The organism is Streptomyces sp. NPDC047049, assembly GCF_040643995.1.
In the GTDB taxonomy this organism is placed as follows: domain Bacteria; phylum Actinomycetota; class Actinomycetes; order Streptomycetales; family Streptomycetaceae; genus Streptomyces; species Streptomyces mooreae.
Genome location: NZ_JBEYVM010000010.1, coordinates 14,754 through 41,074, shown reverse-complemented (window position 1 = coordinate 41,074; position 26,321 = coordinate 14,754). Strand labels below are relative to the sequence as shown.

At 73.3% G+C, this 26,321-nt stretch carries 26 protein-coding genes and 7 tRNA genes; 21 read left to right on the top strand and 12 right to left on the bottom strand.

Annotated features, from left to right (window positions below; all coding sequences use genetic code 11):
• Window positions 1-58: 58 nt before the first annotated feature.
• Together ABZ851_RS22225 and ABZ851_RS22220 are read right to left on the bottom strand one after the other, a co-directional pair.
• A complete protein-coding gene (locus ABZ851_RS22225; protein WP_361130276.1) occupies window positions 59-517 on the bottom strand; it encodes a hypothetical protein in 459 nt (152 codons plus the stop codon).
• The gene (locus tag ABZ851_RS22220; RefSeq protein ID WP_361130273.1) at window positions 510-878 is read right to left on the bottom strand and encodes a hypothetical protein; all 369 of its coding nucleotides are present in this window, start codon (window positions 876-878) and stop codon (window positions 510-512) included. Before ABZ851_RS22220 ends, ABZ851_RS22225 begins: the two co-directional genes overlap by 8 nt.
• A gap of 656 nt (window positions 879-1,534) precedes the next feature.
• Here ABZ851_RS22220 and ABZ851_RS22215 point away from each other — a divergent pair.
• The 8 genes from ABZ851_RS22215 (at window position 1,535) to ABZ851_RS22180 (ending at window position 13,380) form a co-directional block, all read left to right on the top strand.
• Window positions 1,535-2,611 (top strand): ATP-binding cassette domain-containing protein, encoded by a 1,077-nt coding sequence (locus ABZ851_RS22215; protein WP_361130270.1) that lies wholly within the window; start codon window positions 1,535-1,537, stop codon window positions 2,609-2,611.
• Window positions 2,608-3,342 (top strand): methionine ABC transporter permease, encoded by a 735-nt coding sequence (locus tag ABZ851_RS22210; RefSeq protein WP_336054749.1) that lies wholly within the window; start codon window positions 2,608-2,610, stop codon window positions 3,340-3,342. Before ABZ851_RS22215 ends, ABZ851_RS22210 begins: the two co-directional genes overlap by 4 nt.
• Before the next feature lie 93 nt (window positions 3,343-3,435).
• Entirely contained in the window at window positions 3,436-4,293 is an 858-nt protein-coding gene (locus ABZ851_RS22205; protein ID WP_336054748.1) for a MetQ/NlpA family ABC transporter substrate-binding protein, read from the top strand.
• 290 nt (window positions 4,294-4,583) lie between these two features.
• Complete coding sequence (locus tag ABZ851_RS22200; protein WP_361130265.1) at window positions 4,584-5,219, top strand: GNAT family N-acetyltransferase; 636 nt, start codon at window positions 4,584-4,586, stop codon at window positions 5,217-5,219.
• Between the two features lie 165 nt (window positions 5,220-5,384).
• Window positions 5,385-6,605, top strand: a complete 1,221-nt coding sequence (cbiE, locus tag ABZ851_RS22195) for a precorrin-6y C5,15-methyltransferase (decarboxylating) subunit CbiE (RefSeq protein ID WP_336054746.1) — start codon at window positions 5,385-5,387, stop codon at window positions 6,603-6,605.
• A gap of 236 nt (window positions 6,606-6,841) precedes the next feature.
• Window positions 6,842-11,113 (top strand): nicotinate-nucleotide--dimethylbenzimidazole phosphoribosyltransferase, encoded by a 4,272-nt coding sequence (cobT, locus tag ABZ851_RS22190; protein ID WP_361130261.1) that lies wholly within the window; start codon window positions 6,842-6,844, stop codon window positions 11,111-11,113.
• Between the two features lie 160 nt (window positions 11,114-11,273).
• Window positions 11,274-12,512 (top strand): uroporphyrinogen-III C-methyltransferase, encoded by a 1,239-nt coding sequence (cobA, locus tag ABZ851_RS22185; protein ID WP_336054744.1) that lies wholly within the window; start codon window positions 11,274-11,276, stop codon window positions 12,510-12,512.
• A gap of 52 nt (window positions 12,513-12,564) precedes the next feature.
• A complete protein-coding gene (locus ABZ851_RS22180; RefSeq protein ID WP_336054743.1) occupies window positions 12,565-13,380 on the top strand; it encodes an RNA methyltransferase in 816 nt (271 codons plus the stop codon).
• Between the two features lie 336 nt (window positions 13,381-13,716).
• Here the strand turns inward: ABZ851_RS22180 and ABZ851_RS22175 are convergent, their stop codons facing one another.
• A complete protein-coding gene (locus tag ABZ851_RS22175) occupies window positions 13,717-15,066 on the bottom strand; it encodes a protein kinase (protein ID WP_361130257.1) in 1,350 nt (449 codons plus the stop codon).
• Between the two features lie 225 nt (window positions 15,067-15,291).
• Here ABZ851_RS22175 and ABZ851_RS22170 point away from each other — a divergent pair, with 225 nt between their 5' ends.
• From ABZ851_RS22170 to ABZ851_RS22155, 4 genes are all read left to right on the top strand, one after another.
• Window positions 15,292-15,489 carry a hypothetical protein gene (locus tag ABZ851_RS22170; protein ID WP_361130254.1) on the top strand — a complete coding sequence of 66 codons (198 nt, stop codon included), beginning with the start codon at window positions 15,292-15,294 and terminating at the stop codon, window positions 15,487-15,489.
• Window positions 15,490-15,676: 187 nt separating this feature from the next.
• On the top strand, window positions 15,677-15,883 hold the full coding sequence (locus tag ABZ851_RS22165; protein ID WP_336050808.1) for a hypothetical protein: 207 nt from the start codon (window positions 15,677-15,679) through the stop codon (window positions 15,881-15,883).
• 270 nt (window positions 15,884-16,153) lie between these two features.
• Window positions 16,154-17,179, top strand: a complete 1,026-nt coding sequence (locus tag ABZ851_RS22160; protein ID WP_361130251.1) for a phosphotransferase — start codon at window positions 16,154-16,156, stop codon at window positions 17,177-17,179.
• A gap of 73 nt (window positions 17,180-17,252) precedes the next feature.
• On the top strand, window positions 17,253-17,540 hold the full coding sequence (locus ABZ851_RS22155; protein WP_088796784.1) for a zf-TFIIB domain-containing protein: 288 nt from the start codon (window positions 17,253-17,255) through the stop codon (window positions 17,538-17,540).
• A 63-nt stretch (window positions 17,541-17,603) separates the two neighbouring features.
• Here the strand turns inward: ABZ851_RS22155 and ABZ851_RS22150 are convergent.
• The 5 genes from ABZ851_RS22150 to ABZ851_RS22130 form a co-directional block, all read right to left on the bottom strand.
• Window positions 17,604-17,675 (bottom strand) — tRNA-Val (locus ABZ851_RS22150).
• A 34-nt stretch (window positions 17,676-17,709) separates the two neighbouring features.
• A tRNA-Val gene (locus ABZ851_RS22145) sits at window positions 17,710-17,781 on the bottom strand.
• Window positions 17,782-17,819: 38 nt separating this feature from the next.
• Window positions 17,820-17,891: transfer RNA gene (locus tag ABZ851_RS22140), tRNA-Val, on the bottom strand.
• A gap of 1 nt (window position 17,892) precedes the next feature.
• Window positions 17,893-17,966 (bottom strand) — tRNA-Cys (locus ABZ851_RS22135).
• A 35-nt stretch (window positions 17,967-18,001) separates the two neighbouring features.
• A tRNA-Gly gene (locus tag ABZ851_RS22130) sits at window positions 18,002-18,074 on the bottom strand.
• 177 nt (window positions 18,075-18,251) lie between these two features.
• Between ABZ851_RS22130 and ABZ851_RS22125 the strand changes: the two genes are divergently transcribed.
• The 3 genes from ABZ851_RS22125 to ABZ851_RS22115 are packed head-to-tail and all read left to right on the top strand — an operon-like array spanning window position 18,252 to window position 21,006.
• Window positions 18,252-19,319, top strand: a complete 1,068-nt coding sequence (locus tag ABZ851_RS22125) for a chorismate-binding protein (protein ID WP_361130248.1) — start codon at window positions 18,252-18,254, stop codon at window positions 19,317-19,319.
• Window positions 19,316-20,140 carry an aminodeoxychorismate lyase gene (locus ABZ851_RS22120; RefSeq protein ID WP_361130245.1) on the top strand — a complete coding sequence of 275 codons (825 nt, stop codon included), beginning with the start codon at window positions 19,316-19,318 and terminating at the stop codon, window positions 20,138-20,140. Before ABZ851_RS22125 ends, ABZ851_RS22120 begins: the two co-directional genes overlap by 4 nt.
• A gap of 35 nt (window positions 20,141-20,175) precedes the next feature.
• A complete protein-coding gene (locus ABZ851_RS22115; RefSeq protein ID WP_361130242.1) occupies window positions 20,176-21,006 on the top strand; it encodes a GNAT family N-acetyltransferase in 831 nt (276 codons plus the stop codon).
• Window positions 21,007-21,115: 109 nt separating this feature from the next.
• Here the strand turns inward: ABZ851_RS22115 and ABZ851_RS22110 are convergent, their stop codons facing one another.
• On the bottom strand, window positions 21,116-21,643 hold the full coding sequence (locus ABZ851_RS22110; protein ID WP_336050813.1) for a DsbA family protein: 528 nt from the start codon (window positions 21,641-21,643) through the stop codon (window positions 21,116-21,118).
• Window positions 21,644-21,838: 195 nt separating this feature from the next.
• Between ABZ851_RS22110 and ABZ851_RS22105 the strand changes: the two genes are divergently transcribed.
• Window positions 21,839-22,300, top strand: coding sequence for a hypothetical protein (locus tag ABZ851_RS22105; protein ID WP_361130239.1), 462 nt, complete (start codon window positions 21,839-21,841; stop codon window positions 22,298-22,300).
• Between the two features lie 68 nt (window positions 22,301-22,368).
• Window positions 22,369-22,524 carry a hypothetical protein gene (locus ABZ851_RS22100; RefSeq protein ID WP_018087659.1) on the top strand — a complete coding sequence of 52 codons (156 nt, stop codon included), beginning with the start codon at window positions 22,369-22,371 and terminating at the stop codon, window positions 22,522-22,524.
• A 66-nt stretch (window positions 22,525-22,590) separates the two neighbouring features.
• On the opposite strand, the gene ABZ851_RS22095 is transcribed toward ABZ851_RS22100, so the two are convergent.
• Together ABZ851_RS22095 and ABZ851_RS22090 are read right to left on the bottom strand one after the other, a co-directional pair.
• The gene (locus ABZ851_RS22095; protein WP_336050815.1) at window positions 22,591-23,160 is read right to left on the bottom strand and encodes a CGNR zinc finger domain-containing protein; all 570 of its coding nucleotides are present in this window, start codon (window positions 23,158-23,160) and stop codon (window positions 22,591-22,593) included.
• A 227-nt stretch (window positions 23,161-23,387) separates the two neighbouring features.
• Complete coding sequence (locus ABZ851_RS22090; RefSeq protein ID WP_003959770.1) at window positions 23,388-23,801, bottom strand: SsgA family sporulation/cell division regulator; 414 nt, start codon at window positions 23,799-23,801, stop codon at window positions 23,388-23,390.
• A 190-nt stretch (window positions 23,802-23,991) separates the two neighbouring features.
• Here ABZ851_RS22090 and ABZ851_RS22085 point away from each other — a divergent pair, with 190 nt between their 5' ends.
• The 4 genes from ABZ851_RS22085 (at window position 23,992) to ABZ851_RS22070 (ending at window position 25,286) form a co-directional block, all read left to right on the top strand.
• Entirely contained in the window at window positions 23,992-24,423 is a 432-nt protein-coding gene (locus tag ABZ851_RS22085) for a TIGR02611 family protein (protein WP_129297326.1), read from the top strand.
• Window positions 24,424-24,477: 54 nt separating this feature from the next.
• A tRNA-Val gene (locus ABZ851_RS22080) sits at window positions 24,478-24,549 on the top strand.
• Between the two features lie 86 nt (window positions 24,550-24,635).
• On the top strand, window positions 24,636-25,097 hold the full coding sequence (locus ABZ851_RS22075; protein WP_361130234.1) for an SRPBCC family protein: 462 nt from the start codon (window positions 24,636-24,638) through the stop codon (window positions 25,095-25,097).
• A gap of 117 nt (window positions 25,098-25,214) precedes the next feature.
• Window positions 25,215-25,286, top strand: a tRNA-Val gene (locus tag ABZ851_RS22070).
• Window positions 25,287-25,422: 136 nt separating this feature from the next.
• Here the strand turns inward: ABZ851_RS22070 and ABZ851_RS22065 are convergent.
• Window positions 25,423-26,148, bottom strand: coding sequence for an exonuclease domain-containing protein (locus ABZ851_RS22065; RefSeq protein WP_088801932.1), 726 nt, complete (start codon window positions 26,146-26,148; stop codon window positions 25,423-25,425).
• Window positions 26,149-26,321 lie beyond the last annotated feature (173 nt).

The window sequence follows — 26,321 nt, the reverse complement described above, 5'->3', positions numbered from 1 at the left end:
GTGCGGGTCCCGGCCGCGCGGCCGGGACCCGCACCCCCCCCTTCCGGGAAGCCGTCCCTCAGGTGGCAGGCTGCTCCGTACGCGCCCGGCGCAGCCACAGCAGCCCCGTGACGGGCAGGATGACCGGGATGAAGAGGTAGCCCATGCCGTAGTCCGACCAGACCGTGGCGTCGGGGAAGGCGGACGGGTCGAGCAGCGTCCAGGTGCCGATGCCGAGCACCCCGAGCAGTTCCAGCGCACAGCAGGCGAGCGCGGCCCGGCGGGCGCCCTCACCGCCGCGCACCAGCGAGAAGGTGATGAACCCGTAGACGACCGCGGAGAGCGCCGAGAGGCTGTAGGCCAGCGGAGCCCGGTCGAACTGCGCGATCAGCTGGTAGAGCGAGCGGGAGGCGGCCGCGACGGTGAAGATGCCGTAGAGCGTGACCAGCAGGCGCCCGGGACCGGTGCCCAGGGAACGCCTCGCCGGGGCGGTGGCCGTGGTGCCGTCCGCCGCCGTGGTTGCCGTGGTCTCAGGCACTGCCGCCTCCCCAGATGTCGAACAGCCGCACTTCCAGAACCGCCAGCACCACGGCGCCCGCCGCGACGGTGGCCGAACCCCAGCGGGTGCGCTCCGAGAGCGACATGAACCCGGTCGCCGGGACACAGGCGGCCGCCCCGAGCAGATACGCGACAAAGAGCGCGGTGCCCTTGTCCGGCGCCGCTCCGCCCGCCAGCTGCACGCCGGCGACGACCAGTTGGACCAGGCCGAGCAGCGACACCAGGGCCATGCCGATGAAGTGCCAGTCCTTGGTCGGCTGGTCGCGGAAGGCGGCGAAGCCGCACCAGGCGGCGAGGGCGAGAGCGGTCACCGCGACCGCGATCGTCAGCGCGTCGATCACCGGGACCTCCGGGCCACGTGGCCGCGCGCCGTGGGGTTGTGGGGCATGGGGCGATGCTAATCGGCGGCGGACGGGCGACCGCCTCCGGCCCCGCCGCGGCCGGCCGCCCGGTCGCGGAAAACACCGGGACGACGACCGTCGGGAGGGTGACCGTGGCGTTGGCCACAGCCCACCCTGCGGAAGTACCGCACCGGGGCGCCGTCGTCACCCCGCTCCCGGCGGCATCCGCGCAGGCCACGGGCGGACCGGCGGAGAGCACTCGCGCGCCGGGCGGCGCTGTCCACACAATGGTCAGGCGTGTCCGCCATCCGGACTGGCTTGATTGGGCCGTCCCGCTGTCTGGTTTACTTGCCGCCATGACCACGACGAGCAACCGCACCCCTGCGACCGAGGCGTACCTGACGCCCGGTGCTCGTTGCATGTGTCGAATGTGTGACCGCTGAGGGCCCCCGCCTGAGCCTCGCGCCCCGAAGCGAGACCCTGCCATGAGCCGTACGTCGGCCTCCTCCCGACGCCCCCGGCCGCCCCGCGTCACCGGAACCCGGAGCCGGGCCCCGCGCCCGCCGCCGCTCCCTGTTCCCCTCTGCCGCACTCGCAAGAATGCCCCGTGCCCGGCGGGCGAGCCGCCGAGCACTCGACAGTGACGGAATTCCCTAGTGATCACCACAACGGGCCTGACCAAGGTCTACCGTTCAGGAGACCGCGAAGTCACCGCCCTGGACGGCGTCGATCTGCACGTCCGCGAGGGCGAGGTGTACGGCGTCATCGGCCAGAGCGGCGCCGGAAAGTCCAGCCTCATCCGCTGCCTCAACCTCCTGGAGCGCCCCACCTCCGGCACGGTCACCGTCGCCGGCCAGGAGCTGACGTCCATCGCCGGGCGCGGCAAGCGCGCCAGTGCCCAGCTGCGCGCCGCCCGCAGCCACATCGGCATGGTCTTCCAGCACTTCAACCTGCTGTCCTCGCGCACCGTCCAGGACAACGTGGAACTGCCGCTGGAGATCCTCAAGGTCGACCGCCGTGAGCGCTCCCGCAAGGCGCTGGAGCTGCTGGACCTGGTCGGCCTCGCCGACAAGGCCAAGGCCTACCCCGCGCAGCTCTCCGGCGGGCAGAAGCAGCGCGTGGGCATCGCCCGCGCGCTGGCCGGCGACCCCAAGGTGCTGCTCTCCGACGAGGCCACCAGCGCCCTGGACCCGGAGACCACCCGCTCCATCCTCCAGCTGCTGCGCGACCTCAACCGCAAGCTGGGCCTGACCATCGTGCTCATCACGCACGAGATGGACGTCGTCAAGACGATCTGCGACTCGGCCGCGCTGATGAAGAACGGCCGGGTGGTCGAGCAGGGCACCGTCGCCGAGCTGCTGGCCACCCCCGGCTCCGAGCTGGCCCGGGAGCTGTTCCCGGTCGGCGGCGAAGCGTCGGCCGACGACCGCACCGTCGTCGACGTCACCTTCCACGGCTCGGCCGCCACCCGCCCGGTGATCTCCGAGCTGTCGCGCACGTACAACGTCGACATCTCGATCCTCGGCGCCGCCATGGACACGGTCGGCGGCAAGCAGGTCGGCCGGATGCGCATCGAGCTGCCCGGCCGCTTCGAGGAGAACGTCGTGCCCATCGGCTTCCTGCGCGAGCAGGGGCTCCAGGTGGATGTGGCGGATGTAGCGGGCCAGACGGTCGACGACGCGCTGAGCGTCGTCGCGGCCGGCGCCCCGCTGGAGAAGGAAGGTGCCAAGTGACCTGGTCCGAGATGCAGCCGCTGCTGTATGACAACACCCTCGACACCCTGTTCATGGTGTGGTGGTCGACGTTCTACGCGGTGCTCTTCGGCATCCCGGTCGGTGTGCTGCTGCACCTGACCCAGCGCGGCGCCGTCCTGCAGAACGTCGTGGTCAACAAGGTGCTCGGCGCCATCGCGAACATCGGGCGGTCCTTCCCGTTCCTGATCCTGATCGTGGTGCTGATCCCCTTCACCCGCCTCCTCGTCGGCGTCTCGATCGGCCCGACCGGCGCGGTGGTCCCGCTGGCCCTCGCCGCCATCCCGTTCTTCGCCCGGCTGGTGGAGGCCGCGCTGCGCGAGGTCGACGGCGGCCTGGTCGAGGCCGCGCACGCCATGGGCGGCGGCACCTGGACCATCATCTTCAAGGTGCTCCTTCCGCAGGCGCTGCCCGCATTGATCGCGGGCGTCACCACGCTCGTCATCCAGCTGATCGGTTACTCCGCGATCGCCGGAGCGGTCGGCGGCGGCGGCCTGGGCAACCTCGCCTATACCTACGGCTACCAGCAGTACGAGACCTCTTTGATGATCGCCACTGTGGTGGAGCTGATCCTCCTGGTCTCCCTCGTCCAGCTGCTCGGTGACCTCATCGTCCGCCGGCTCGCCGAGCGCGGCACCCGTACCTCCTCGCTGGGGGTCGGCCTGCGCCGTGCCCGCGCCGAGGAACCGGCCACGGTCACCGAGGCCGCCTGACCGCCACACCCGCACCACCCCGCAGCCCGGACCCTTTGCCGGGCGGACATCACGCGTGAACGCGCGCGTGGGAACAAGAAAGAGGCACTCTTCGTGCGCAACACCGTCAAGATCTCCGTCGCCATAGCCGCCGCCTCCGCCGTCGCCCTCGGCGCGAGCGCCTGCAGCGCCCCCTCCGACACCACCGCCAGCACCGACAAGAACGACAAGAACGCCCCCCTCGTCGTCGCCGCGAGCCCCACCCCGCACGGCGCCATCCTCGACTTCGTCAAGAACGAGCTGGCGGCGAAGGCGGGCCTCAAGCTGGTCGTCAAGCCGTTCAACGACTACAAGATCCCCAACAAGGTCACCGACGACGGCCAGGTCGACGCCAACTTCTTCCAGCACAAGCCGTTCCTCGACGTCTTCAACAAGGAGAACGGCACGCACATCGTGCCCGTCCAGAACGTGCTCATCGAGCCGCTGGGCGTCTACTCCAAGAAGATCGACAAGCTGTCCCAGCTCAAGTCCGGCAGCACCGTCTCGGTCCCCAACGACCCCTCCAACGAGGGCCGGGCGCTCAAGCTGCTCGCCGACAACGGCGTGATCACCCTCAAGCCCGGTGTCGGCTCCGACGCCAAGCTGACCGACGTCAAGGACGACAAGGGCATCAAGATCACCGAGCTGGAGGCCGCCCAGACCGCGCCGCGCATCGACGACGTCGACGCCGCGATCATCAACGGCAACTTCGCCATCGGTGCCCACCTCAAGCCCTCCAAGGACGCGCTGGCCCTGGAGAAGGCGAAGGACAACCCCTACGCCAACTTCCTCGCCGTCAAGAAGGGCAACGAGAACGACCCGCGGATCAAGAAGCTGGCCAAGCTCCTGAACTCCCCCGAGGTCAAGAAGTTCATCGAGGACAAGTACAAGGACGGCTCGGTCATCCCGGCGTTCGGCCCCGCCAAGAGCTGACGCCGCCGCTGCTGTCCTGAACGTTCTCCCCGCCGCCCACCCCTCTTCGGGGGGTGGGCGGGTGTGGACGTGCGGTCGCCCCGCGCAGGTCACCGGAAGGCGGCCGTCCGCAGGCGCGGCCACCGGGCCCCGGATCCGTGCACGCGCGCGACCGGGGCCCATGCGCGTGCACACCCGCGGGCCGATGCTGCATGCTGGTGCATTCAAGACGGTCCAGACGGCCCGTGACCTCGCGGTCTCACAGTCCGCGACGTTCCGGACACCACAGTCAACGGCGTGGGAGCAGCGGCATGACATCCACCTTTCCGGACATCTCCATCAGCACGGACCGGTTGGTGCTGCGCCCGTTCGAAGAGGCCGACGTGCCCTCCCTCACCGCCATGATGAACGACGAGCTGGTCGCCGCCTGGACCGCGATACCCCAGCCGTACACCGAGGACGCCGCGCGTACCTGGACCACCGAGAGCGCCCCCGCCGAACGGGCCTCGGGCCACGGCATCGACTTCGCGGTCACCGAGTTCCTCACCCAGCGCCTGGTCGGCGTGATCCAGCTGCGCCACACCGACTGGCGGATCCGCTCCAGCGAGATCAGCTACGTCGTCGCCTCCTGGGCCCGCGGTGAGGGGTACGCCTCCGAGGCCTCGCTCGCCGTTGCCCACTGGCTCTTCCACGACCAGAAGTTCGAACGCATCGAGCTGCGCACCGCGGCCGGCAACACCGCCTCCCAGCAGGTCGCCCAGAAGATCGGCTGTATCAGCGAGGGCGTGCTGCGGAACGCCTTCATCGTCCGCAGCCGCACCGAGGACGGCGGCTGGACGGACATCCGCACCGATCTGATCGTGTGGAGCCTGCTGCCCGAGGACCTGGACGGGATCCCGGGCCGGCCGGCGGATGCGGACGCATTTCCCTACCCCGAGTGGAACTGACCCCACGCCCGCACTCCGGTCCGTACCTCTCGGGGTACCCTCGGCCTGCCGCGCACCTGCGCGACCAGCGCCCCAGCGGCACCTCACCGGCCTGCGGCCGCCCGCAGCCGGCCCGCCTGCCGCCCCCGCGCGCGCAACCACAGCAGCCCCAGGAGACTGACGAGCATGGCCGACCGGGTCACGGTGATCGGATGGGACGGCTCCGCGCTGACCGCCGCCGCCCGCTCCGCCCTCGGCGCCGCCACCCTGGTGGCCGGCGCCGCGCACCACCTCGCACTGCCCGAAGTCCCGCCGAACGCCGAGCGGATCCGGCTCGGCAGTGTGACCCTGGCCGCCCGCCGGATCGCCCAGCACCGCGGCACCGCCGTCGTGCTCGCCGACGGCGACCCCGGCTTCTTCGGCGTCGTACGCACCCTGCGGGCACCCGAGCACGGCCTGGAAGTCGAAGTGGTACCGGCCGTCTCCTCCGTCGCCGCCGCCTTCGCCCGGGCCGGTATGCCCTGGGACGACGCCCAGGTCGTCGTCGCCCACAGCCGCGATCTGCGCCGCGCGGTGAACGTCTGCCGCGCCCACACCAAGGTCGCGGTGCTCACCTCGCCCGGCGCCGGCCCCGCCGAACTCGCCCTGCTGCTCGGTGGCGTCCACCGCACCTTCGTCATCTGCGAGGACCTGGGCACCGACCGGGAGCGGGTGACGGTACTCACATCGGACAAGGCCGCCGACCATGTCTGGCGTGACCCCAATGTCGTCATTGTCATCGGCGGTTCGCCCGGCGGCGCCGCGGCCCAGGGCACCGGCTGGATCGCCGGACGCGAGGTGGGCCATCCGACGGGTGCGCGCGGCTGGGGACTTCCGGCCGGCGCCTACGGCGGTGCCCTGGGCGAGGGCGAGTCCGTCCAGCTGCGCACCGCACAACTCGCCCGCCTCGGGCCGCAGGTGGGCGACCTCGTCTGGGACATCGGCGCGGGCAGCGGAGCCGCCGCGGTGGAGGCCGGGCGCTTCGGCGCCGCCGTCATCGCGGTGGACGCCGACCCCGACGCCTGCGGACGCACCGCCGCCCTCGCCCGCCGTCACGGCGTCCAACTCCAGGTCGTGCACGGGCGGGCGCCGCAGGTCCTGGAGGACCTGCCCGAGCCCGATGTGATCCGGGTCGGCGGCGGGGGAGCGGAGGTCGTCACCGCCTGCGCGGCCCGCCGTCCCGAACGGATCGTCACCCACGCCGCCACCCGCGACGAGGCCGAAGCACTGGGCCGGGCGCTGGCCGACGGCGGCTACGAAGTCGAGTGCGCACTGCTGCAGTCCGTGGACCTGGACACCTCCGTCTGGGTCGAACGCGAGCGGTCCGTGGTGTTTTTGCTCAGCGGCTATCGCGTTCCTCACCCGTGACCAGCAGGGCAACCCGCGCGAGGTAGGCTGGCGGATCGTTGCGCCGCCGTTCCGCATTCGGCTTCGTACACCAATATCCGGAAAATGCCGTGGTTTTGGCCGAATATGAAGCTCTGGAGAGCGGACGTGCCGCGAGGCGTGCTCGCTCGTTCTAGCTATCGGGGCGTCGGCGCGCCCCGGTCGAGCGCGTCGCACGAGCGGTTGGAAGGAGCACTACCAATGGGCGAGGGGTACGCATGACCGACACCGGCCAGGTCCCGGGCGAGGGACAGCCGGAGAACGCAGGCGGACATCCCGGGCAGCCGCAGCCGGCGGCCGCTCCCTCCCCTGCCGACGCCGGACCGACGGAGCTGCCGGGCATGGTGCCCCCTCCCGGCGTCTACCCCTATGCCGACCAGGCCGACGGCGTCGCCGAGGACGACGATCTGCTGCTGATGCCGGGTGCCCAGGGCGCCTGGAGCGAACAGCCGGCGGCCCAGCCGCTCCCGCAGGAGACCCACCAGGGCCCGCAGGGCGCGCCGTATGACCCGGCCGCCCAGGGAGCCACCGGCTTCGAGCCGATGCCCGCCCCGGCCGGTGACCACGAGAGCGGCGGCCGGGACTCCGGTTCGGTCGACCTCGGCGCCGTCCGTATCCCGCAGCCCGCGGCACCGCAGCAGCCCCGCGCCGCGGCGCCCGCCACGCCCCCGCGCCGTCCGCTGCACATGGGCCCGCCCGTCCCCGACGCGACCGGCGGAGTGGTCCGTTCGCTCGCCGACCGCGGACCGGCCGACGCGCCCGCGCAGCCCGCCGCCCGGCACGCCGGACCGCCCACCGGCGGTCCCGAGTACTTCGACGTTCCGGCCGGGGCGCCCGAGGCCGTGGTGGGCGAAGCGCCGCCGGCCGAGGCGGGCCTGCCGTACGCCGAGCAGCCCTCGGGGGAGGCGGCCGCGCCGGAGCAGGGCGTCGCGGCGCCGTCCTACGCCGGGCAGCCGTACGGCGAGCAGCCCTATGGCGCTCAGTCCTACGGCGGGCAGTCCTACGGCGGGCAGTTGTCCGCCGAGCAGACCTATGGGGCCGCGGGCCAGGGCCCGTTGCCCGGCCCGCAGCTCGGCGAGATCCCGTCGCAGGTGCCGTCGTGGGAGGAGGCCACCGCCCAGGCCGCGGCCGCGGCCCCGCTTGCAGAAACGGTCGCCCCCGAGGCGCCGGCCGCCCCTGCCCCCGAGGCGGCGCCCGTCCTGCCGGACACGGCCCAGCCTGCCGAAGCGCTGCCCGCCGAAGCGCTGCCCGCCGAGCAGCCCCAGCCGATGGCGCCGGCGCCCGCGGGCGTGGCGGAGGCCGGTGACGTCGTGGCCGTCGCGGGAGCCCCCGAGGCCGGCCAGGACGCGCCGGCCGGGGGAGCGGCGCAGGAGCAGCCGCAGGAGGGGGCCGCGGACGTCCTGCCCGAGGCCGTCGTGGCCGGACAGGACGGCGCGGACGAGGCTGTGGAGACGGCCGCGTCTGTCGAGAAGGTCGAGCCTGCTGAGGCGGCCGCGTCTGTGGAGACGGCCGAGCTTGTCGAGGCGGCCGAGGCGCAAGCAGTTGTACCGGAGGCCCCGGTTGCGGAAGCTGCCGCGCCGGAGGCGCCCGCCGTGGAGGACACCGCCGCGGCGGCCCAGCAGCCCGAGGCGGCCCAGCAGCCCGAGGCGGCCGCCGCCGCCGAGGACCCGCAGCAGCCCGTGGCCCAGGGCCTGCCCACCGAAGCCGAAGCCGAAGCCGGAGTCGAAGCCGGAGCCGTGGCCGCCCCGGAGGCGCAGGCGCAGCCCGCCGCCACCCCGGCTCCCGTCGCGCCCGAAGCCGTCGTCCCGGCCGAGGAGCCCGCCCCCGCCCAGCCGGCCGACGCTCCCGCCGATCCGGCCCCGGCAGCGCAGGACGAGCAGCCCGCCGACCAGGGACAGGGCGCCGACCCGGCCCCTGCCACCGACGAGGCCCAGTCGCAGCCCGAGGCCGCAGCCCCCGAGGCGGTAACTCCCGAGGCCGCAGCGCCTGAGTCCGCTCCTGAGGCCGCCGAGCCCGAGACCACCCCCGCCGAGGCCGGTACGGACGCCCCCGGGGCCGAGCCCGCCGCCGACCCCGCGCCCGCCGCCCCCCAGGGCCCCGCCGCGCCACCCGCCGAGGAGACCGGCGCGCCCGTGGACCAGACGCACACGGAGCAGGCGGACACGGAGCAGACCGACACGGATCAGACCGTCATAGAGCCGCCCGAGGCGCAGGAACCGGCCGCCGGGCAGCCGCAGCCCGATGCCCCCGTGGACGCCGCCGGGCAGCAGACCGCGGACGCGCTCGCAGCGGAGGCCGCGCCGCAGGACGCGGACGCCGCCGTCGAGGAGCGGCCCGCAGCGGACGGCTCCGACGCCCCCGGCCTGCCGGAAGACCCGACGGCCCAGGCGACCCCGGATACCGCCCCCGCCGCGGAGCCGGCGGCCGACGAACCCACGGAGTCCGGCACGACCGCGGAAGCCGCGGAGCCCACCGCCCCCGAGACCCCCGAGGCCCTGCCCGTCGACACCCCGCCCGTGGCCGTCCACATCCCGTCCCAGGCCTCCGGCGAGCCGTCCCCCGTGGACGGCCCGGCCCCGCGCGCCGCGGCCGCCGAGCCCTCGACGGCCGGGCCCACGCCCGACGCCCCCGCCGACGAGGCGCCCCACCAGCAGGACGTCGCCGAACTCGTCCAGCTCGGCGACGACCAGCCGCAGCCGGCCGGTGAGCGGCCCGACGGCGGAGACTCCGCAGCGTCCGGCGCGGCCGAGGTGCCGTCCCCGGCCGCCGGGTACGACGACGACGAGCGGGCCGCCGTGCACCGCGTGATGCGCGAACGCCGCGACATCCGCAACGGCTTCCGCGGCGACCCGATCCCCAACGAGGTGCTGCTGCGCGTCCTGGAGGCGGCCCACACCGCCCCCAGCGTCGGCCACTCCCAGCCCTGGGACTTCGTGGTCATCCGCTCGGAGGAGACCCGCGAGAAGATGCACCAGCTCGCCATGCGGCAGCGCGAGGCGTACGCCAAGTCGCTGCCCAAGGCGCGCGCCAAGCAGTTCCGCGAGCTGAAGATCGAGGCCATCCTCGAAACGCCGGTGAACATCGTCGTCACCGCCGACTCCACCCGCGGCGGCCGGCACACCCTCGGCCGGCACACCCAGCCGCAGATGGCCCCGTACTCCTCCGCGCTCGCCGTCGAGAACCTCTGGCTCGCCGCCCGCGCCGAGGGCCTGGGCGTCGGCTGGGTGAGCTTCTTCGACGAGCGGGAGATGGTCCGCGATCTCGGCCTGCCCGAGCACCTCGAAGTCGTCGCGTATCTGTGCATCGGTTATGTCGACGAGTTCCCGGAGGAGCCCGAGCTGCTGCAGGCCGGCTGGTCCAAGCGGCGCCCGCTGTCCTGGGTCGTCCACGAGGAGACCTACGGCCGCCGCGCGCTGCCCGGCGAGAGCCCGCACGACCTCCTCCAGGAGACCCTGCAGGGCATCCGCCCGCTGGACGCCAAGGCGCTCGGCGAGGCCTGGGAGCGGCAGAAGAGGATGACCAAGCCGGCCGGGGCGCTGGGCATGCTGGAGATCATCTCCGCGCAGCTGTCCGGACTGTCCCGCAAGTGCCCGCCGCCCATCCCGGAGCCCGCCGCCGTCGCGATCTTCGCCGGTGACCACGGTGTCCACGCCCAGGGCGTGACCCCCTGGCCCCAGGAGGTCACCGGCCAGATGGTCGCCAACTTCCTGGGCGGCGGCGCGGTCTGCAACGCCTTCGCCAACCAGGTCGGCGCCGAGGTCTGCGTCGTGGACGTCGGTGTCGCGAGCGACCTGCCCGCCACCCCGGGTCTGCTGCCCCGCAAGGTCCGCGCCGGCACCGCCGACTTCACGGCCGGCCCGGCGATGACCCAGGAGGACGTGCTCAAGGCCATCGAGGTCGGTATCGACACCGCCCGCGACCTGGTCGCGGCCGGCAACAAGGCGCTGCTCACCGGCGAGATGGGCATCGCCAACACCACCACCTCCGCCGCGCTGATCTCCGTCTACACCGGAGTCGACCCGGGCGAGGTCACCGGCCGCGGCACCGGCATCAACGACGAGACGCACGCCCGCAAGGTCGAGGTCGTCCGCCGCGCCCTGGAGCTGCACCAGCCCGATCCGGCCGACCCCATCGGTGTCCTCGCCGCGGTCGGCGGCCTGGAGCACGCCGCCCTCGTCGGACTGATCCTCGGCGGCGCCTCGCTGCGCACGCCGGTGATCCTCGACGGGGTCAGCGCCGGCGCCGCCGCCCTGGTGGCCCGCGCCATCGCCCCCGAGGCGCTGGCCGCCTGCATCGCCGGACACCGCAGCGCCGAGCCGGGCCATGTCGCGGCCCTCAACAAGCTGGGCCTGCGCCCGCTGGTCGACCTCGATCTGCGCCTCGGTGAGGGCACCGGCGCCCTGCTCGCACTGCCCGTGGTGCAGAGCGCCGCCCGCGCCATGCACGAGGTCGCCACCTTCGACTCGGCCGGAGTGACCGAGAAGACCTGATCAGGCCCGACCTCCGCATGACCCCCGGCCCGCAGCCCCATAGGCTGTGGGCCGGGGCCGTACCGCCGCCCCGGGCCGTCCCCTCACCAGCCGCTCCAGAGCCGCAGCGGCTGAGCCGGTCGCCGAACCCCGCAGCATCCGCACAAGGAGCCGTACCGCCATGGCCGATCACGCCGCCGATCACGCCGCCTACCCCGTCGGACTGCGGCTGTCCGGCCGCCGGGTGGTCGTCCTGGGTGCCGGACAGGTCGCCCAGCGCCGGCTCCCGTCCCTCGTCGCCGCGGGCGCCGAGGTCCTGCTGATCTCCCCGTCCGCGACCCCCTCCGTCGAGGCGATGGCCGACGCCGGTGAGGTCCGCTGGGAGCGCCGCCGCTACCGGGACGGCGACCTCGACGGCGCCTGGTACGCGCTGATCTCCACCGACGACCCGCAGGCCAACGCCGCCGCGTCCCAGGAGGCCGAGGACCGCCGGGTGTGGTGCGTACGCTCCGACGACGCCGAGGCCGCCACCGCCTGGACCCCGGCCACCGGCCGCAGCGAGGGCGTCACCGTCGCCGTGCTCACCGGCCGCGACCCGCGCCGCTCCGCCGCCGTACGCGACGCGATCGTCGAGGGCCTGCGCGACGGCAGTCTCGCCGCCCCGCACCACCGCCGCCCGCACACCCCGGGCGTGGCGCTGGTCGGCGGCGGCCCCGGCGACCCCGACCTGATCACCGTCCGCGGCCGCCGGCTGCTCGCCGAGGCCGATGTCGTGATCGCCGACCGGCTCGGCCCCCGCGATCTGCTCGCCGAACTCCCGCCGCACGTCGAGGTCATCGACGCGGCGAAGATCCCCTACGGCCGGTTCATGGCCCAGGAGGCCATCAACAACGCGCTGATCGAGCACGCCAAGGCCGGCAAGGCCGTGGTCCGGCTCAAGGGTGGCGACCCGTTCGTCTTCGGCCGCGGCATGGAGGAGGCCCAGGCGCTCGCCGAGGCCGGCATCCCCTGCACGGTCGTCCCCGGTATCTCCAGCACCATCTCGGTGCCCGGCGCGGCCGGCATCCCGGTCACCCACCGCGGGGTCGCCCACGAATTCACCGTCGTCAGCGGCCATGTCGCCCCCGACGACGAGCGCTCGCTCGTGGACTGGCCGTCGCTCGCCAAGCTGCGTGGCACTCTCGTGGTCCTGATGGGCGTGGAGAACAGCGGCGCCATCGCCGCCAAGCTCATCGAGCACGGCCGGCCCGCCGACACCCCGGCCGCCGTCATCCAGGAGGGCACCACCGCCGCCCAGCGCCGGGTCGACGCCACGCTCGCCACGCTCGGCGACACCGTACGGGCCGAGGGCGTCCGTCCTCCGGCGGTCATCGTCGTCGGCGACGTCGTCACCGTCGCCCCCGCACCTGCCCCCAGGTAGCCGATCCCGACGCGGCATTGGCACCCCGACACCGACAAGGCACTCTCTTCCCGTGGCAGAAATCATCACCGTCGACGATCCGGACGACCCCCGGCTGGCCGACTACACCGGTCTGACCGACGTCGAGCTGCGGCGCCGGCGCGAGCCCGCGGAAGGGCTTTTCATCGCCGAGGGCGAGAAGGTCATCCGGCGCGCCCGGCAGGCCGGTTACGAGATGCGGTCCATGCTGCTCTCGGCCAAGTGGGTCGACGTGATGCGCGATGTGATCGACGAGGTCCCGGCGCCGGTCTACGCCGTCAGCCCGGACCTCGCCGAGCGGGTGACGGGCTACCACGTCCACCGTGGGGCGCTGGCCTCCATGCAGCGCAAGCAGCTGCCGGACGCCACCGAACTCCTCGCCGGGGCCCGGCGCATCGTGGTCATGGAAGCGGTCAACGACCACACCAACATCGGCGCGATCTTCCGCAGCGCGGCGGCCCTCGGCATGGACGCCGTGCTGCTCTCCCCGGACTGCGCCGACCCGCTCTACCGCCGCTCGGTCAAGGTGTCCATGGGCGCGGTGTTCTCCGTGCCGTACGCCCGCCTGGAGAGCTGGCCCCGGGACCTGGCCGCCGTACGGGAAGCGGGCTTCACCCTGCTCGCCCTCACCCCGGCCGAGAAGGCCACCGGCATCGACGAAGCCGCCCCGCACACCCTGGAGCGCGCCGCCCTGATGCTGGGCGCGGAGGGCGGCGGACTGAGCACCGGTGCGCTGCGGGCCGCCGACGAATGGGTCCGCATCCCGATGGCGCACGGCGTGGACTCGCTCAACGTCGGAGCGGCCGCCGCGGTGGCGTTCTACGCGGTGGCGACGGGGCGGCCCGCTTAAGGGGTCCTTGCACTATGCCCGCCCGGGTCGCGCGGCCTGGCACCGCACCTCGCCGCGTTGCCGAAAAGCCCTCGTAGCTCCGCTACGAGGGCTCTCCGGCGCCTTGCGATGCACGGCACCAGACCACGCGCCCTCATCGGGCGCTCATAGTGCAAGGACCCCTTAAGGGCCTGCGCCCCTGAGCGGGCCCGCGTCCTGCTGGCCGGCTCGCCACGCGGCACCGGCCCCGGCACCACTGGAACGCCGCCCATGACGCCTCACCAGGGCGCGGGCGTTCCCTTCCACACTTCCGGGGCTTGTGCCCACCCCGTTGCCGAGATCTGCCCGCGCAGGCTCTCAGGGGTTCTGTGCCCCCACCCCGTAAGCCCCGTCCGCACCCCAGGCCGGGGCGACCGGCGCCGGACGCTCCACGCCCAGACCGTGGGCCGGCCCCTGGCACCCCTGGGCCGCCGCGATACCGAGCGCCACCAGCAGGGTCACCACCACGAACACGATGACGCGCTGGCGCAGCAGCCGGCGGTCGGGGCCGGGCCGCCGACCGCCCGACGTCGTACGCACCGGGGCGCGCTTGCCGCCCGCCCCCGCGGGCCGGGCGGCAGGGACACGGCGCACCGTGCGTCCGCCGGGCCTCCGCGGGTTCCTCCCCGCGGCCGAGGCCGGGCCGGACGGCCGGGAGGCCGCGTCATGCGAAGCCGGGGGGCGGGACGGGTGCGGCCGCGGCGAGGAGTTGCCGGCCGTCCGCCGCTCGGTGCGCTGACGGGCGTATTCCTCGGCACGCTGCCCGGTCGGCCGGTCCGGAGGACGGCGCTCCGCGCGCTGCCAGGCGGCGCCCGCGGCGCTCTCCAGCGGTCCGCCCGACGGACCGTGCGCCTCACGGGCCGCGATCTCCTTGAGGCGCAGCGACAGCGACAACGTGCTGGGACGGTCCGCCGGATCCTTGGCCAGGCACGAGGCGAGCAGCGGCGCCAGGGCGTCCGGCACCCCGGCGAGCTGTGCCTCCTCGTGGACCACGCGGTAGAGCATGACCTCCGAACTTCCCTGCCCGAAGGGGGAGTCCGCGGTACAGGCGTACGCGAGGGTGGCGCCCAGCGCGAAGATGTCCGTCGCCGGTGTCACCGCGGCCCCGCGCACCTGCTCCGGCGCCAGGAACCCCGGCGAGCCGACGGCCGTACCCACATGGGTCAGCGTGCTGGCGCCGGTCGCCCAGGCGATGCCGAAGTCGATGATCCGCGGGCCCTTGGGCGACAGCAGAATGTTGGACGGCTTGAGGTCACGGTGCACCACGCCCGCGTCATGGACGGCCAACAGCCCCTCGGACAGCGCGGCGCCGATGGCGGCGACCTGTGCCGGGGACAGCGGACCGCCCTCGTTGACCTTGTCGTGCAGCGACGGGCCCGGGACGTACTGGGTGGCGAACCAGGGGCGGTCCGCGTCGAGATCGGCCGCGACCAGCCGGGCCGTACAGCCGCCGCGGATCCGCCGGGCGGCCGAGACCTCCCGCGCGAACCGCGAGCGGAATTCCTGATCCTCCGCCAGGTCCGGCCGGATCACCTTGAGCGCCACCCGCTGCCCGCGCTTGTCCGAGCCGAGATAGACGACGCCCATCCCGCCCGCGCCGAGCCGGCGGTGCAGCCGGAACGTCCCGACGACACGCGGGTCCTCGCGTCGGAGCCGCATCATCGCCATGTCCGTCCCCTACCTGCGGTGGGGAGCCCCCTCCGCTGCCAACCGTCTGACGTGGCACAGCTTACGGATTGACGGCTCGCTGTGCTGAGAGGCCGCGCATGCGTCGGCGGCCGGATTGCCGGTGGCGGGGGCGATTCCCGCGGCGGGCGGGGAAAACCGGCCGCCGGGCGTCCCGGCTTACCGTGAGGGATCCCAATAATCCGCCGTAGAAGGAAAATTGGCGGGATGAAACGGGATCCGGTGTGGTTGGCCGGGGATGCCGGTGATGAGGCCGAGGGGCGGAAAGCGGGGGTGCGCGCGGCGGTCCGCAGGCGCGGGACCATGGTGCGCGGGGGAGCGGACGACGTGAGCGAGGTCACCCTCAGGAGTGCGCGGGCCAAGGCGGCGCAGCGGTCCCCCTTGGGGGAGATCGCCAAGGCCTGACGCCGTCTCTCCACCCAGGGGAGTACACGGGGCGCCGGGCCGTCATCCTCCCGGAGGCCGACCAATCGGTACGACGGCATGACGCCCGTCGCCGGCCGCGTGCCTACTGTTGTCTTCAAGCGGCGGGCGCCGCACTCGTCCCCCGAGGTCAGACGCCCGCCGCCCCAGCCACGACGGGAGCGGGACGATGGTGCAGAGCTCAGGGCGGACGGCCCTTCGGGCGCAGGGGCGGCGAGCCACTGTGCCCGGCGGCCGGCAGCCCTCCGGCACGCGCCATCCCCTCGTCGCGGTGGCCATGGTGCTGCCGCTGGCCTGCGTTCTCGTCGTGGTCTTCGGCGGCTGGGAGGCCGTGATGACACAGGCGTCGTCCGTGGTCGGAATGTTGGGGCGCTGAGCGGCGCCCCGGTCCCGGGAGAGCGGCCCGGGACGGGGACCTCCGGCTGAAAGCCCCGTGGGGACGGGGGTGCGGCGGACGGCACGACGGCCGGGCATCTGGGGAGATGCCCGGCCGTCGGGTTTTCCCGGCCGCCGCCCTGCCCGGCCCCGCGGACCACGCGTACGATCCCCCTCCGGGCCGCCCACAGCCCGCACCACCACCCACGGCATACCCTGCACGGCCCGCCGACCACGACGCCCTCCGGCGCGCGCAGGACCAGGGGGAACGATGGCCACCTCACTGCTCGACCGCCTCGCCGCGCTGTCCGCGACGACGGCCCGGCCCGGCGCTCCGGCCTCCACCGCCACCCCCGCCCCCGAGGTGCTTGCCGACCGTCCCGACGGCACGGTCGTCCGCAGTGGCCCCACGGTCGCCAAGGCGCACGCCCCCGACGGCGACCGGCACGACCTGGCCACCCGGCTGCGGATCGCCGCCCACCCCCTTCTGCACGGCATCCTGCTGCCCCCGCTCCCGGTCACCGCCCCCGACGGCTTCCTCACCTTCACCGAGGAGGGCCGCGCCCTCACCCGCTGGCCGTACGGCAGCCCGGTGCTGCCCGACGACCCGGGCGCCGCGCCCTGGGAGGACGCCGCCCGCCTGCTGGCCCGTCTGCACACCGTCGACCCGCGCCAACTGCCCGGCCCCGTACCGCCGATGCGCGGCCCCGCCAAGGCCGCCCGTGCCCTGGCCCGGCTGCGCACCGCCCTGGCCGCCGCCGACGGCCCGCCGCCCGCGCTCCGGCCCGGCCCGGGGCCGCTGCCCGCGGCCGCCGCGGCCGTCGAGCGGGCCTGGGCCCTGCTGCCGCCGTGGGCCAAAGGCGCCGCCCCGCCGCCGCGCGCCGGCACCCTCTGCCACGGCGATCTGCACCTGGGCCAGCTCGTCCGCCACCCGGCCGCCGGCGGCCCCTGGCTCCTCATCGACATCGACGACCTCGGCACGGGCGACGGCGCCTGGGACCTGGCCCGCCCCGCCGCGTGGTTCGCCACCGGCCTGCTCGCACCGGACCTCTGGACGCGTTTCCTCGCCGCCTACCGCGCCGCCGGCGGCCCCGCCGTCCGGCCGTCCGGCGATCCCTGGCCCGACCTGGAGGTTCCGGCCCGCGCCCTGACCGTGCAGACCGCCGCGCTCGCCCTCGCCAAGGCCCTCACCGCCGCCCGCCCCCTGGACGAGTCCGAGGCGGCGGTCGTCGCCGCCTGTGCCCGGATGGCCTCCCTGCCGGACCGGTTGGCGCCCGGCGGCCCGGACGTAGGGTGAACACCCCGCCGCCGGGCGGCCTTTCCGGCGGCGCGGCAGTGAGCAGTGCCGGATGACAGGAGTGGAGCCGACGATGCAGTGCCCCAAGTGCCATGCGCCAATGCAGACATACCACCGCAATGGCGTGCAGATAGAACAGTGCGCCGGCTGCCGGGGGATCTTCCTGGACTACGGGGAGCTGGAGGCGCTGACCCGCCTTGAGTCACAGTGGTCCCAGCAGCCCCCGCCGCCGCCCGCCCCGCAGGCCTACCCCGCAGCGCCCGCCTGGGGTGCCCCGCATCAGGGCCACCACGGCCACCATGGACATCACGGCCATCACGGCCACCACCGCGGCTTCGGTCACATGCTCTTCTCGTCCTGACCGGTCCCTGCCGGAGAACGACCGAGGGCCGGAGCGAAATGCTCCGGCCCTCGGGATCAGGTGTGGACGATACTGGGATTGAACCAGTGACCTCTTCCGTGTCAGGGAAGCGCTCTCCCGCTGAGCTAATCGTCCGCGGGACCGCGGATCACGAAGATCCGCAGCTGCGTGCGCGATACTGGGATTGAACCAGTGACCTCTTCCGTGTCAGGGAAGCGCTCTCCCGCTGAGCTAATCGCGCGGGACGGAAACCCCGGTCAAGCACGTTCGGGGATCCAGTGGACGATACTGGGATTGAACCAGTGACCTCTTCCGTGTCAGGGAAGCGCTCTCCCGCTGAGCTAATCGTCCTTGGAGGTGGAGACGGGATTTGAACCCGTGTAGACGGCTTTGCAGGCCGTTGCCTCGCCTCTCGGCCACTCCACCAGGAGTGAGGGGGTTCGGGAAGATCCCCCACATCGAGCGGACGACGAGACTCGAACTCGCGACATCCACCTTGGCAAGGTGGTGCTCTACCAACTGAGCTACGTCCGCAGGTGTCTCTCCCAGACTACGTCCGAGAGCTACGTGTCCTCCGGGGCGCTTGCGCGTCCCGGCGACGTGTTGAACTCTAGCGGATTCCGGGGCCAGTACAAAAACGCGTTTGTGCAGCGTGCTGCGCTGCTCGCTCGGCACAGGCAGCCTCGGGGCCGCCGCCATAGACTCGCTGACGTGCACGACTTCGCTCCGATGGCACGCTTCGGCGGCCTGATAGCCACCGACCTGCTGGATGTGACCAGCGATCCCGCGGCTCTGGACTCCACGGGCTGGTGGGCCGTGGCCGCCGATTTCGAGGGCGCGGTGGTCTGCGCCCGCTTCGGCGACGTACGTCCGGCCACCGCGGCGGACGGTCCGGACCCCGGCGGCTGGCGCGGCCCCGCCGCCGGCGCCTGGACCAGCTCCCTGGACCGCGACGCCTATACAGGCGGTGTGCGGCGCATCCGTGAACACATCGCGGCCGGCGACGTCTACCAGGTGAACCTCTGCCGGGTGCTGACCGCGCCGCTGCCCGATCCCGGCCGTGCCGACGTGGACGCGCTGTCCGCGGTGCTGGCCCGCGGCAACCCGGCGCCGCACGCGGGCACGATCCGGCTGCCCGGCCATGGCGTCGAGATCGCCAGCGCCTCCCCGGAGCTGTATCTGCGGCGCGAGGACCGCACCGTCACCTCCGGCCCCATCAAGGGCACCGGGCGGACCGCGGCGGACCTCTCGGCGAAGGACCGGGCGGAGAACGTGATGATCGTGGACCTGGTCCGCAACGATCTCGGCCGGGTCTGCGCCACCGGCTCCGTGACCGTCCCGGCACTGTGCGCCGTCGAAGAGCACCCCGGCCTGGTCCACCTCGTCTCCACCGTGTGCGGCGAACTGGACGGGGCGAACGAGAAGACCGCCTGGGCGGATCTGCTGGACGCCACCTTCCCGCCCGGGTCGGTCACCGGTGCCCCCAAATCCAGCGCGCTGCGGATCATCGACGAGCTGGAGACCGCACCCCGCGGCCCCTACTGCGGAGGCATCGGCTGGGTCGACGCGGACCGCCGCACCGGCGAGCTCGCGGTCGGCATCCGTACGTTCTGGATCGACCGCACCCCGCCCGGCGGCCCGGTGCTCCGCTTCGGCGCCGGCGCCGGGATCATCTGGGACTCCGATCCGGAGCGGGAGTGGGCCGAGACCGAGTTGAAGGCGCGCAGGCTGCTCGCGGTAGCGTCGGGCCTGCACGAGGCGAGTGGAGGAAAGCGATGAAGATCTGGCTCAACGGCACGCTGCAGGACGCCGAGGGCGCCCGGGTCTCGGTCTTCGACCACGGGCTGACGGTCGGCGACGGAGTCTTCGAGACCATCAAGGCCGAGCGCGGCCGTGCCTTCGCCCTCACCCGCCATCTGGAGCGCCTGACCACCTCGGCCCGCGGGCTGGGACTGCCCGATCCCGACCTCGACGAGGTGCGGCGCGGCTGCGCGGCGGTCCTCGACGCCAACCCGATGGCCCTGGGCCGGCTGCGGCTCACCTACACCGGCGGCGTCTCACCGCTCGGCTCGGACCGCGGCGACGCCGGCCCCACGCTGGTCATCGCACTCTCCGAGACCACGCGCCGCCCCGACACCACCGCCGCCGTCACGGTCCCGTGGACCCGTAACGAGCGCGGGGCGCTCACCGGCCTGAAGACCACGTCGTACGGCGAGAACGTGGTCGCCCTGGCCCGCGCCCGTGAACGGGACGCCTCCGAGGCCCTGTTCGCCAACACGGTCGGCGCGCTCTGCGAGGGCACCGGCTCCAACGTCTTCGTCGTGCTGGACGGCGAACTGCACACGCCGCCGCTGCACTCCGGCTGCCTGGCGGGCATCACCCGCGCCCTGACCATCAGCTGGGCCGGCGCCAAGGAGACCGACCTGCCGCTGGACGCACTGGAGCGGGCCCAGGAGATCTTCCTGACCTCCACCCTGCGCGACGTCCAGGCCGTGACCCGCATCGACGACCGCCAACTCGCCGACGCCCCGGGCCCGGTGACCGCGGAAGCCATGCGGATCTTCGACGAGCAGTCCGCCGCCGACTTCGATCCGCGGTGATGACGGGCCCGCGCAGGGGCGAGTAGAAAGTCCTCGTGACCACAACGCTGCGCCCCGCGGGACCCGAAGAGCGACACGGCGACGGGCGCCGGGCCCGCCCGTACGACATCTGTGTCAACAGCCGCCGGGTCGGCGGGATCCGGCTGACGACGGATGCCCGGTTCGGCCCGACGGCGGGCCGGATCGCGGAGCTGACCGTCGAGGAGCCGGACCGGCACCGCGGCCGCGCCACGGTCGCCGCGCTCGCCGCCGAGGAGGTACTGCGCGGCTGGGGCTGCCGGCAGATCGAGGTGACCGTCCCCGCCGGCGCCGGGGCCGCCGCCCGGCTCGCCGCGGCGCTGGGCTACACCGAGCGCAGCCGCACGATGAGCAAAACCCTCGACGGCCCGCCCCGGCTCCCTGGGAACAGCTCCGACCGGGCGCTGAGCGAGGCGGAGTACCCGGCCTGGCGGGACGCCGCGCTCGCCGAGTACGTCCGGACGCAGCAGGGCCAGGGGATGCCCCGCGCCCGCGCCGAGGAGGTCTCGGCCGCGAGCCATCGCGCCCTGCTGCCGGACGGTGTGGACACGCCCGACCAGGCGCTGCGCGTCCTGGCCCACCGCGGCGCGGACGTCGGCAGCATCTGGGTCGCCCTGCGGATGCCGGACCAGCCGGGCGGCTATGTCGTCGACGTACGGGTCGATCCCGCACACCGCGGGCACGGCCACGGCCGCACCCTGATGCTGGTCGCCGAGCGCGAGAGCCTGGCCGCCGGCCGCACGGCCCTCGGCCTGAACGTCTACGCGGACAACGCGCCGGCGCTCGGCCTCTACACCTCGCTGGGCTACCGGCCCACCGGGTACCTGTTGTGGAAGCCGATCCTGTGAGGCGGTCCGGGCGGCGCCCGTGAAGCCGGCCCGGTGCCCGTGCGGCCCGCCGGCGCCCGTGCGGCCCGCCGGCGCCCGTGCGGTCCGGCTCAGTCCCGTGCGGCCCGGCTCAGTCCTGTCCGGCCAGCAGCCGGTCGGCGATCTCCTCGATGCGGGCGCGCAGCCCCTCCTGGCTCGTGCCGCCGTCCAGCCGCTCGCCGCCGATCACATAGGTGGGGGTCCCGGTCACCCCGATCGCCTTGCCCTCGGCCTGGTCCGCGTCGACGATCAGCAGATGCCGCCCGTCGATCAGCGCGGTGTCCAGCTCCTCGGCGTCCAGCCCCAGCTCCCCGGCGACCTCCAGCAGCAGCTTCTCGCCGCGTGCGCCGAGCTCTTCACTGCGCGCCAGCACCGCCTCGATGTACGGCCAGCCCCGGCCCTGCTCGATGGCCTCCTCGGCGGCCTGCGCGGCGACGTAGGCGTGCTTGTGCTTGGGGAGGGGGAAGTGGCGCAGCCGGACGTCCAGCCGGTCGCCGTAGCGCGCCCGCAGCGCCCGCAGGTCCTCCAGGGCGGTACGGCAGTCCGGGCACTGCAATTCGCACCACACGTCCAGAACGGGGCGGTCGGGGCGGGCGGCGGAGGTGGTGGCGTCGTTCATGGGGCCAGTCTTCCAGCCCGCCCCCGGCCGACACCCGCTGGTACCCCGCCCCGGTGACGGAACCGGCACCTGCGGAGGAGCGCAACCCCGAGATGTCCCTGAGCCCGTCCCGGAACATGGCCCGCGCCCGGCCGGACAAGGCAGGATGGAAGGGAGCAGAGTGCCTGCTCGCCCTTTCAGCAGCAGGAGGACCGGATGCTGACCTCGACCGTCTGTGCCGCGGTGTCGGCAGCGGGCCTGGGCATCGCCGCGCTGACGGCATACCGCAAGCGGTTCCTGGCCGCGACCCGCATCGCCGCTTTTTCCCTGATTCCCATCGGCCTGGTGATGACGGGCGTCATCGACTGGGTCACCAACATCGTCTTCAAGCCCACGGTCTGGGCCGGCTTCGGTGTGCTCGCGCTCTCCGCCGTGCTGTTCATGATCAGCAGGGGAGTGGAGCGCCGCAGGGGCGGGATCGGCAGCCGCAAGGAGCGCAAGGCCGCGGCGGCCGACCGGTCCGGCGCGGTGGCTCCGGCCGCCTCCGTGCCCTCCCTCGGCGCCGCCCGGGGCGCCGCGCAGCCGGCACCCAAGGGGAAGGCCGCCCAGGGCAAGGGCGGCGCACCCAAGGATGACTTCTCGGACATCGAAGCGATCCTGAAAAAGCACGGGATCTGATGAACTACCGCTGCTGAGGCGCATATCGGGCGCATTGGCACGATCATCTGCGTCATGATGCGCGCGAGATGAACGATGAGTGCGCCCTCGCCCAAGACGACGCCCCGTCCCCCGAACCACGCGGCTGCCTGTTCGCGCTGTCCCAGCCGCCGCTGATGCTCTTCCTCGCCGTCATCGGCTTTCTGCTCCTTCTCGGGGCGGTGCACGACCTCTTCCTGCTGTGAAGCGGCCACGCACCGCCGCTGCGCACCCCGTCGCCGCCCACCCCGCAGGGGCGCCGCGACCGGCGCTCAGCCCGCCGCGGCCTCCCGCCGCCGCGCCCGGTAGGCCGCGACATGCAGCCGGTTTCCGCAGGTGCGGCTGTCGCAGTAGCGCCGGGAGCGGTTGCGCGAGAGGTCGACGAAGGCATGCCGGCAGTCCGGCGCCTCGCAGCGCCGCAGCCGCTCGCGCTCTCCGGCGACGAGGAGGAAGGCCAGCGCCATCCCGCCGTCCGCGGCCAGGTGCTCGGCGACCGACGCGCCCGGCGCGAAGTAGTGGACGTGCCAGTCGTACCCGTCGTGATCGGTCAGCTGCGGTGTGGTGCCCGCCGAGGCGACCAGCGCGTTCAGCTGTTCGGCCGCGGCACGGTCGTCGTCGGCCGCGAAGATCCGCGCGAACCGCGCGCGGACGGACCGCACGGCCGCCAGGTCGCCCGCACCGAGCGCCCCCACGTCGCTGACCTCATGGCGCCGGACGAAGTCCTCGAGGGCCGCGAGGCCGGTCAGGCTGTCCGGCGCTCCGGGCGATTCGCCCTCCGGAGCGGTGTTCAGCAGGTCGACGACCGCGTCCAGTGCGCACCGGGTGTCATGGCTGATCATCACGGTTCCGCTCCCTGGCAGGGTGGGGCCGGACGGGTACCGCCCCCGGTGTGGTTGCCGCATGGTCGCCGAATCCCGCGCCCGGAACAAGCTTCAGCGCCGACTCCGCGGTGGGTCCGCGGCGACGACGCCGAAGTGTGCCGTATGAACTTGTCGGTCCTGCGCCGTCTCCCCGAGTCGGACGGACGCAAGTGTGAGCGGGTGGGTGCTTTCGGTAACCGTGCTGCGTCTCAGCTCTCCGCGAGGATGTGGGAGAGCTCGGTGTCGAGATCGAAATGCCGGTGCTCCGTACCGGGCGGTACGGCGGCATCGGTCCTTTTGAGGAACGACTCGAGGGCCCGTGCGGGCGCCTCGAGCAGGGCCTCGCCCTCCGGGGAGCTCAGGGCGATGCAGACCACGCCCTGTCCGTGGCTCCGGGACGGCCATACGCGGACGTCTCCGGTGCCCGTGGGCCGGTGCAGGCCCTCGGCGAGGAGGTCGCGGGCGAAAACCCACTCCACGGTCTCCTCGGCTCCGGTATGGAAGGTGGCATGCACGGCATAAGGATCGGCCGTGTCATACCGCAGGCCCGCGGGTACAGGCAGTGAGGACTCGCTCGACACAACGAGGCGCAGGTGCAGCTCGCAGCTGACCGTGGTGTTCATAAGCGCCAGGGCCTTTCGCTCAGTGTGCGCTCGGGGATTCGCACGTCGGCGAAATCGACATGCCACCTACGGTGCCGTTGTAAACCCCTCTGACGGTTTTGTGTGGCTTCAGGTACCTCTTCCGGCGGATTGCGAGATCGTCCTCGGCGGTAATTCCGCCGGACCCATCCCGTCCGGTAAGTTTGCGGGTATGAATACGCAGAGTAACGGGGGGTCGGGAACGGTGGAGGAGGACGCCGCTCCGGCCGGGCAGCCGCTCGGTTCGAGAGCGCCGCACTTCATCAAGCGCTCCCGGCCGCTGCACGTGAGCTGGCAGGTCGGAGTCTTCGTCGTCGGCCTCGCGGTCGTGGTGGGCGGCGTGATCATGCTGCCGCTGCCGGGACCGGGCTGGCTGGTGATCTTCGCCGGTATGGCGATCTGGGCGACGGAATTCGTCTGGGCCCAGCTGGTGCTGCGCTGGACCAAGCGGAAGGTCACGGAAGCGGCCCAGAAGGCGCTCGACCCCAAGGTGCGGCGGCGCAACATCATCCTGACCGCCGTCGGCCTGGTGATCATCGCCGCGGTGCTCGCGGTCTACGTCTGGAAGTTCGGGCTCGCGATGCCGTGGAACGTCTCCGAGTGACGTCGCCGTGGTCAGAAGTGCCCGCCGACGTGGGGTAATGTTGGCGGTGCGCCCGGGCGATTAGCTCAGTGGGAGAGCGCTTCGTTCACACCGAAGAGGTCACTGGTTCGAACCCAGTATCGCCCACCCCGGACGACGGCCCGGAGACTTCAAGTCTCCGGGCCGTCGCAGTTGTTGCGCCCCCGCGCCGCCGTGGGGCGCACACTGGGACCATGCCCGTCCGGTCACGCCGACTGCACCGCTACCGTTTTCGCGCCGTCTGGCTGCTCAACGCCCCGCCGACCGTCGTCTACGCCGTCCTCGAACGCGCCGAGGCCTACCCCCGGTGGTGGCCGCAGGTCCGCGAGGTGACGGCGCTCGACGACCGCAGCGGCATCGCCCGCTTCCGTTCGGTGCTGCCGTACGACCTCACGGTCGTGGCGAGCGAACGCGTACGGGACCCGGGCGCGGGGGTGCTGGAGATAGGGATGCGCGGTGACCTGGCCGGCTGGGCGCGCTGGACGGTGGTGCCCGGCGCCGGCGGCACCCGCGCCGTCTTCGAGCAGGACGTCGAGGTCTGCAAGCCGCTGCTGCGGCGGTTCGCGCTGCTGGGGCGGCCGGTCTTCGTCGCCAATCACGCGCTGATGATGCGGTCCGGGCGCCGGGGGCTCGCCGCCTGGCTGGCCCGCGGATGAGGCGCCCCGCATGCCCCGCCGGGGCCGCCCCGGGCCCCGGCGGAACAGGAATTTGATGGAAGCCCCGCGCGGCCTGTATTGTTCTGCTCGTTCGCGGGGGAAACCCCGCCGACACCCGGGCGATTAGCTCAGTGGGAGAGCGCTTCGTTCACACCGAAGAGGTCACTGGTTCGAACCCAGTATCGCCCACCGGGATCAAGAACCGGGCCGCAAAAAGCGGCCCGGTTCTTTTTGTTGGGAGAAGGCGGCACCGTGCGGGGAGAACACCGCACCGGGAATTCCGGCCGGCGCTTTTGCCGGCCGGGCCGGAATTGCTGATGAGGGATCAGGCCGCGGCGGGGAGTTCGGGACGCAGCGGCCAGTGCGGATCGACGGTTTCGGGGTTGCCGCTGCGCTCGAACCACGCCTGCAGGCCACGCGCCTGGGCGGCGTACCAGACGGCCTGGCGGGTGTGCAGCTCCGCCGGGTGCAGCTTCTCCAGGCGGTCCGCGTAGCGATGGCCCAGGGCCCGGACGACGCGCAGCGCGGCGAGTGCGTCGGCGGCCGCCTCGTGGGCGTCCGTCAGCTCGACCTCGTAGTGGGCGCACAGGTCGGTGAGCGTGCGGCGTCCCTTGCGGTAGCGGTCCAGATGCTTGTCGAGGACGCGGGGGTCGAGGATGCGCAGCGGATGACCGCCCAGGTAGGCGTCGAGCGAGCTGGCGCGGTGCCGTTTCAACTCGCGCTCCAGGAGAGTGAGGTCGAACGGGGCGTTCATCACGACCAGCGGGCGGCCGGCCACCGACTGGGCGGCCAGGGCACGCGCCACCTCCTCCAGCACCGGCGCGGGCCAGCGGCCGTGCAGCGCGAGATGGTCGCCGGTCAGGCCGTGCACCGCCGTGGCGGCCTCGGGTATGTCGACGCCCGGGTTGATCAGCCAACGGGTGATCCGGGGCGCGGAGCGCGGTGTCTCCTGGACCACCAGGGCGGCGGAGACGATGCGGTCGCGCTCGACGTCGATGCCCGTGGTCTCGGTGTCGAAGGCGGCAAGCGGTCCGTCATACCAGCACGGCATCATCCCAACTCCTCGCGCTCGTGCGGGGGATGGCACGCACGCCACCCGAGCTGGTGATACCCGAGCCGTCCGGTGCTCGAACCGTCTTTGTTTGCGGACCACTTGACGCGGAGACAACCAGAGTGACGGGCCGACGGGTTCCGCCTTCTCCCCGTCATCCACCCGCACCGATC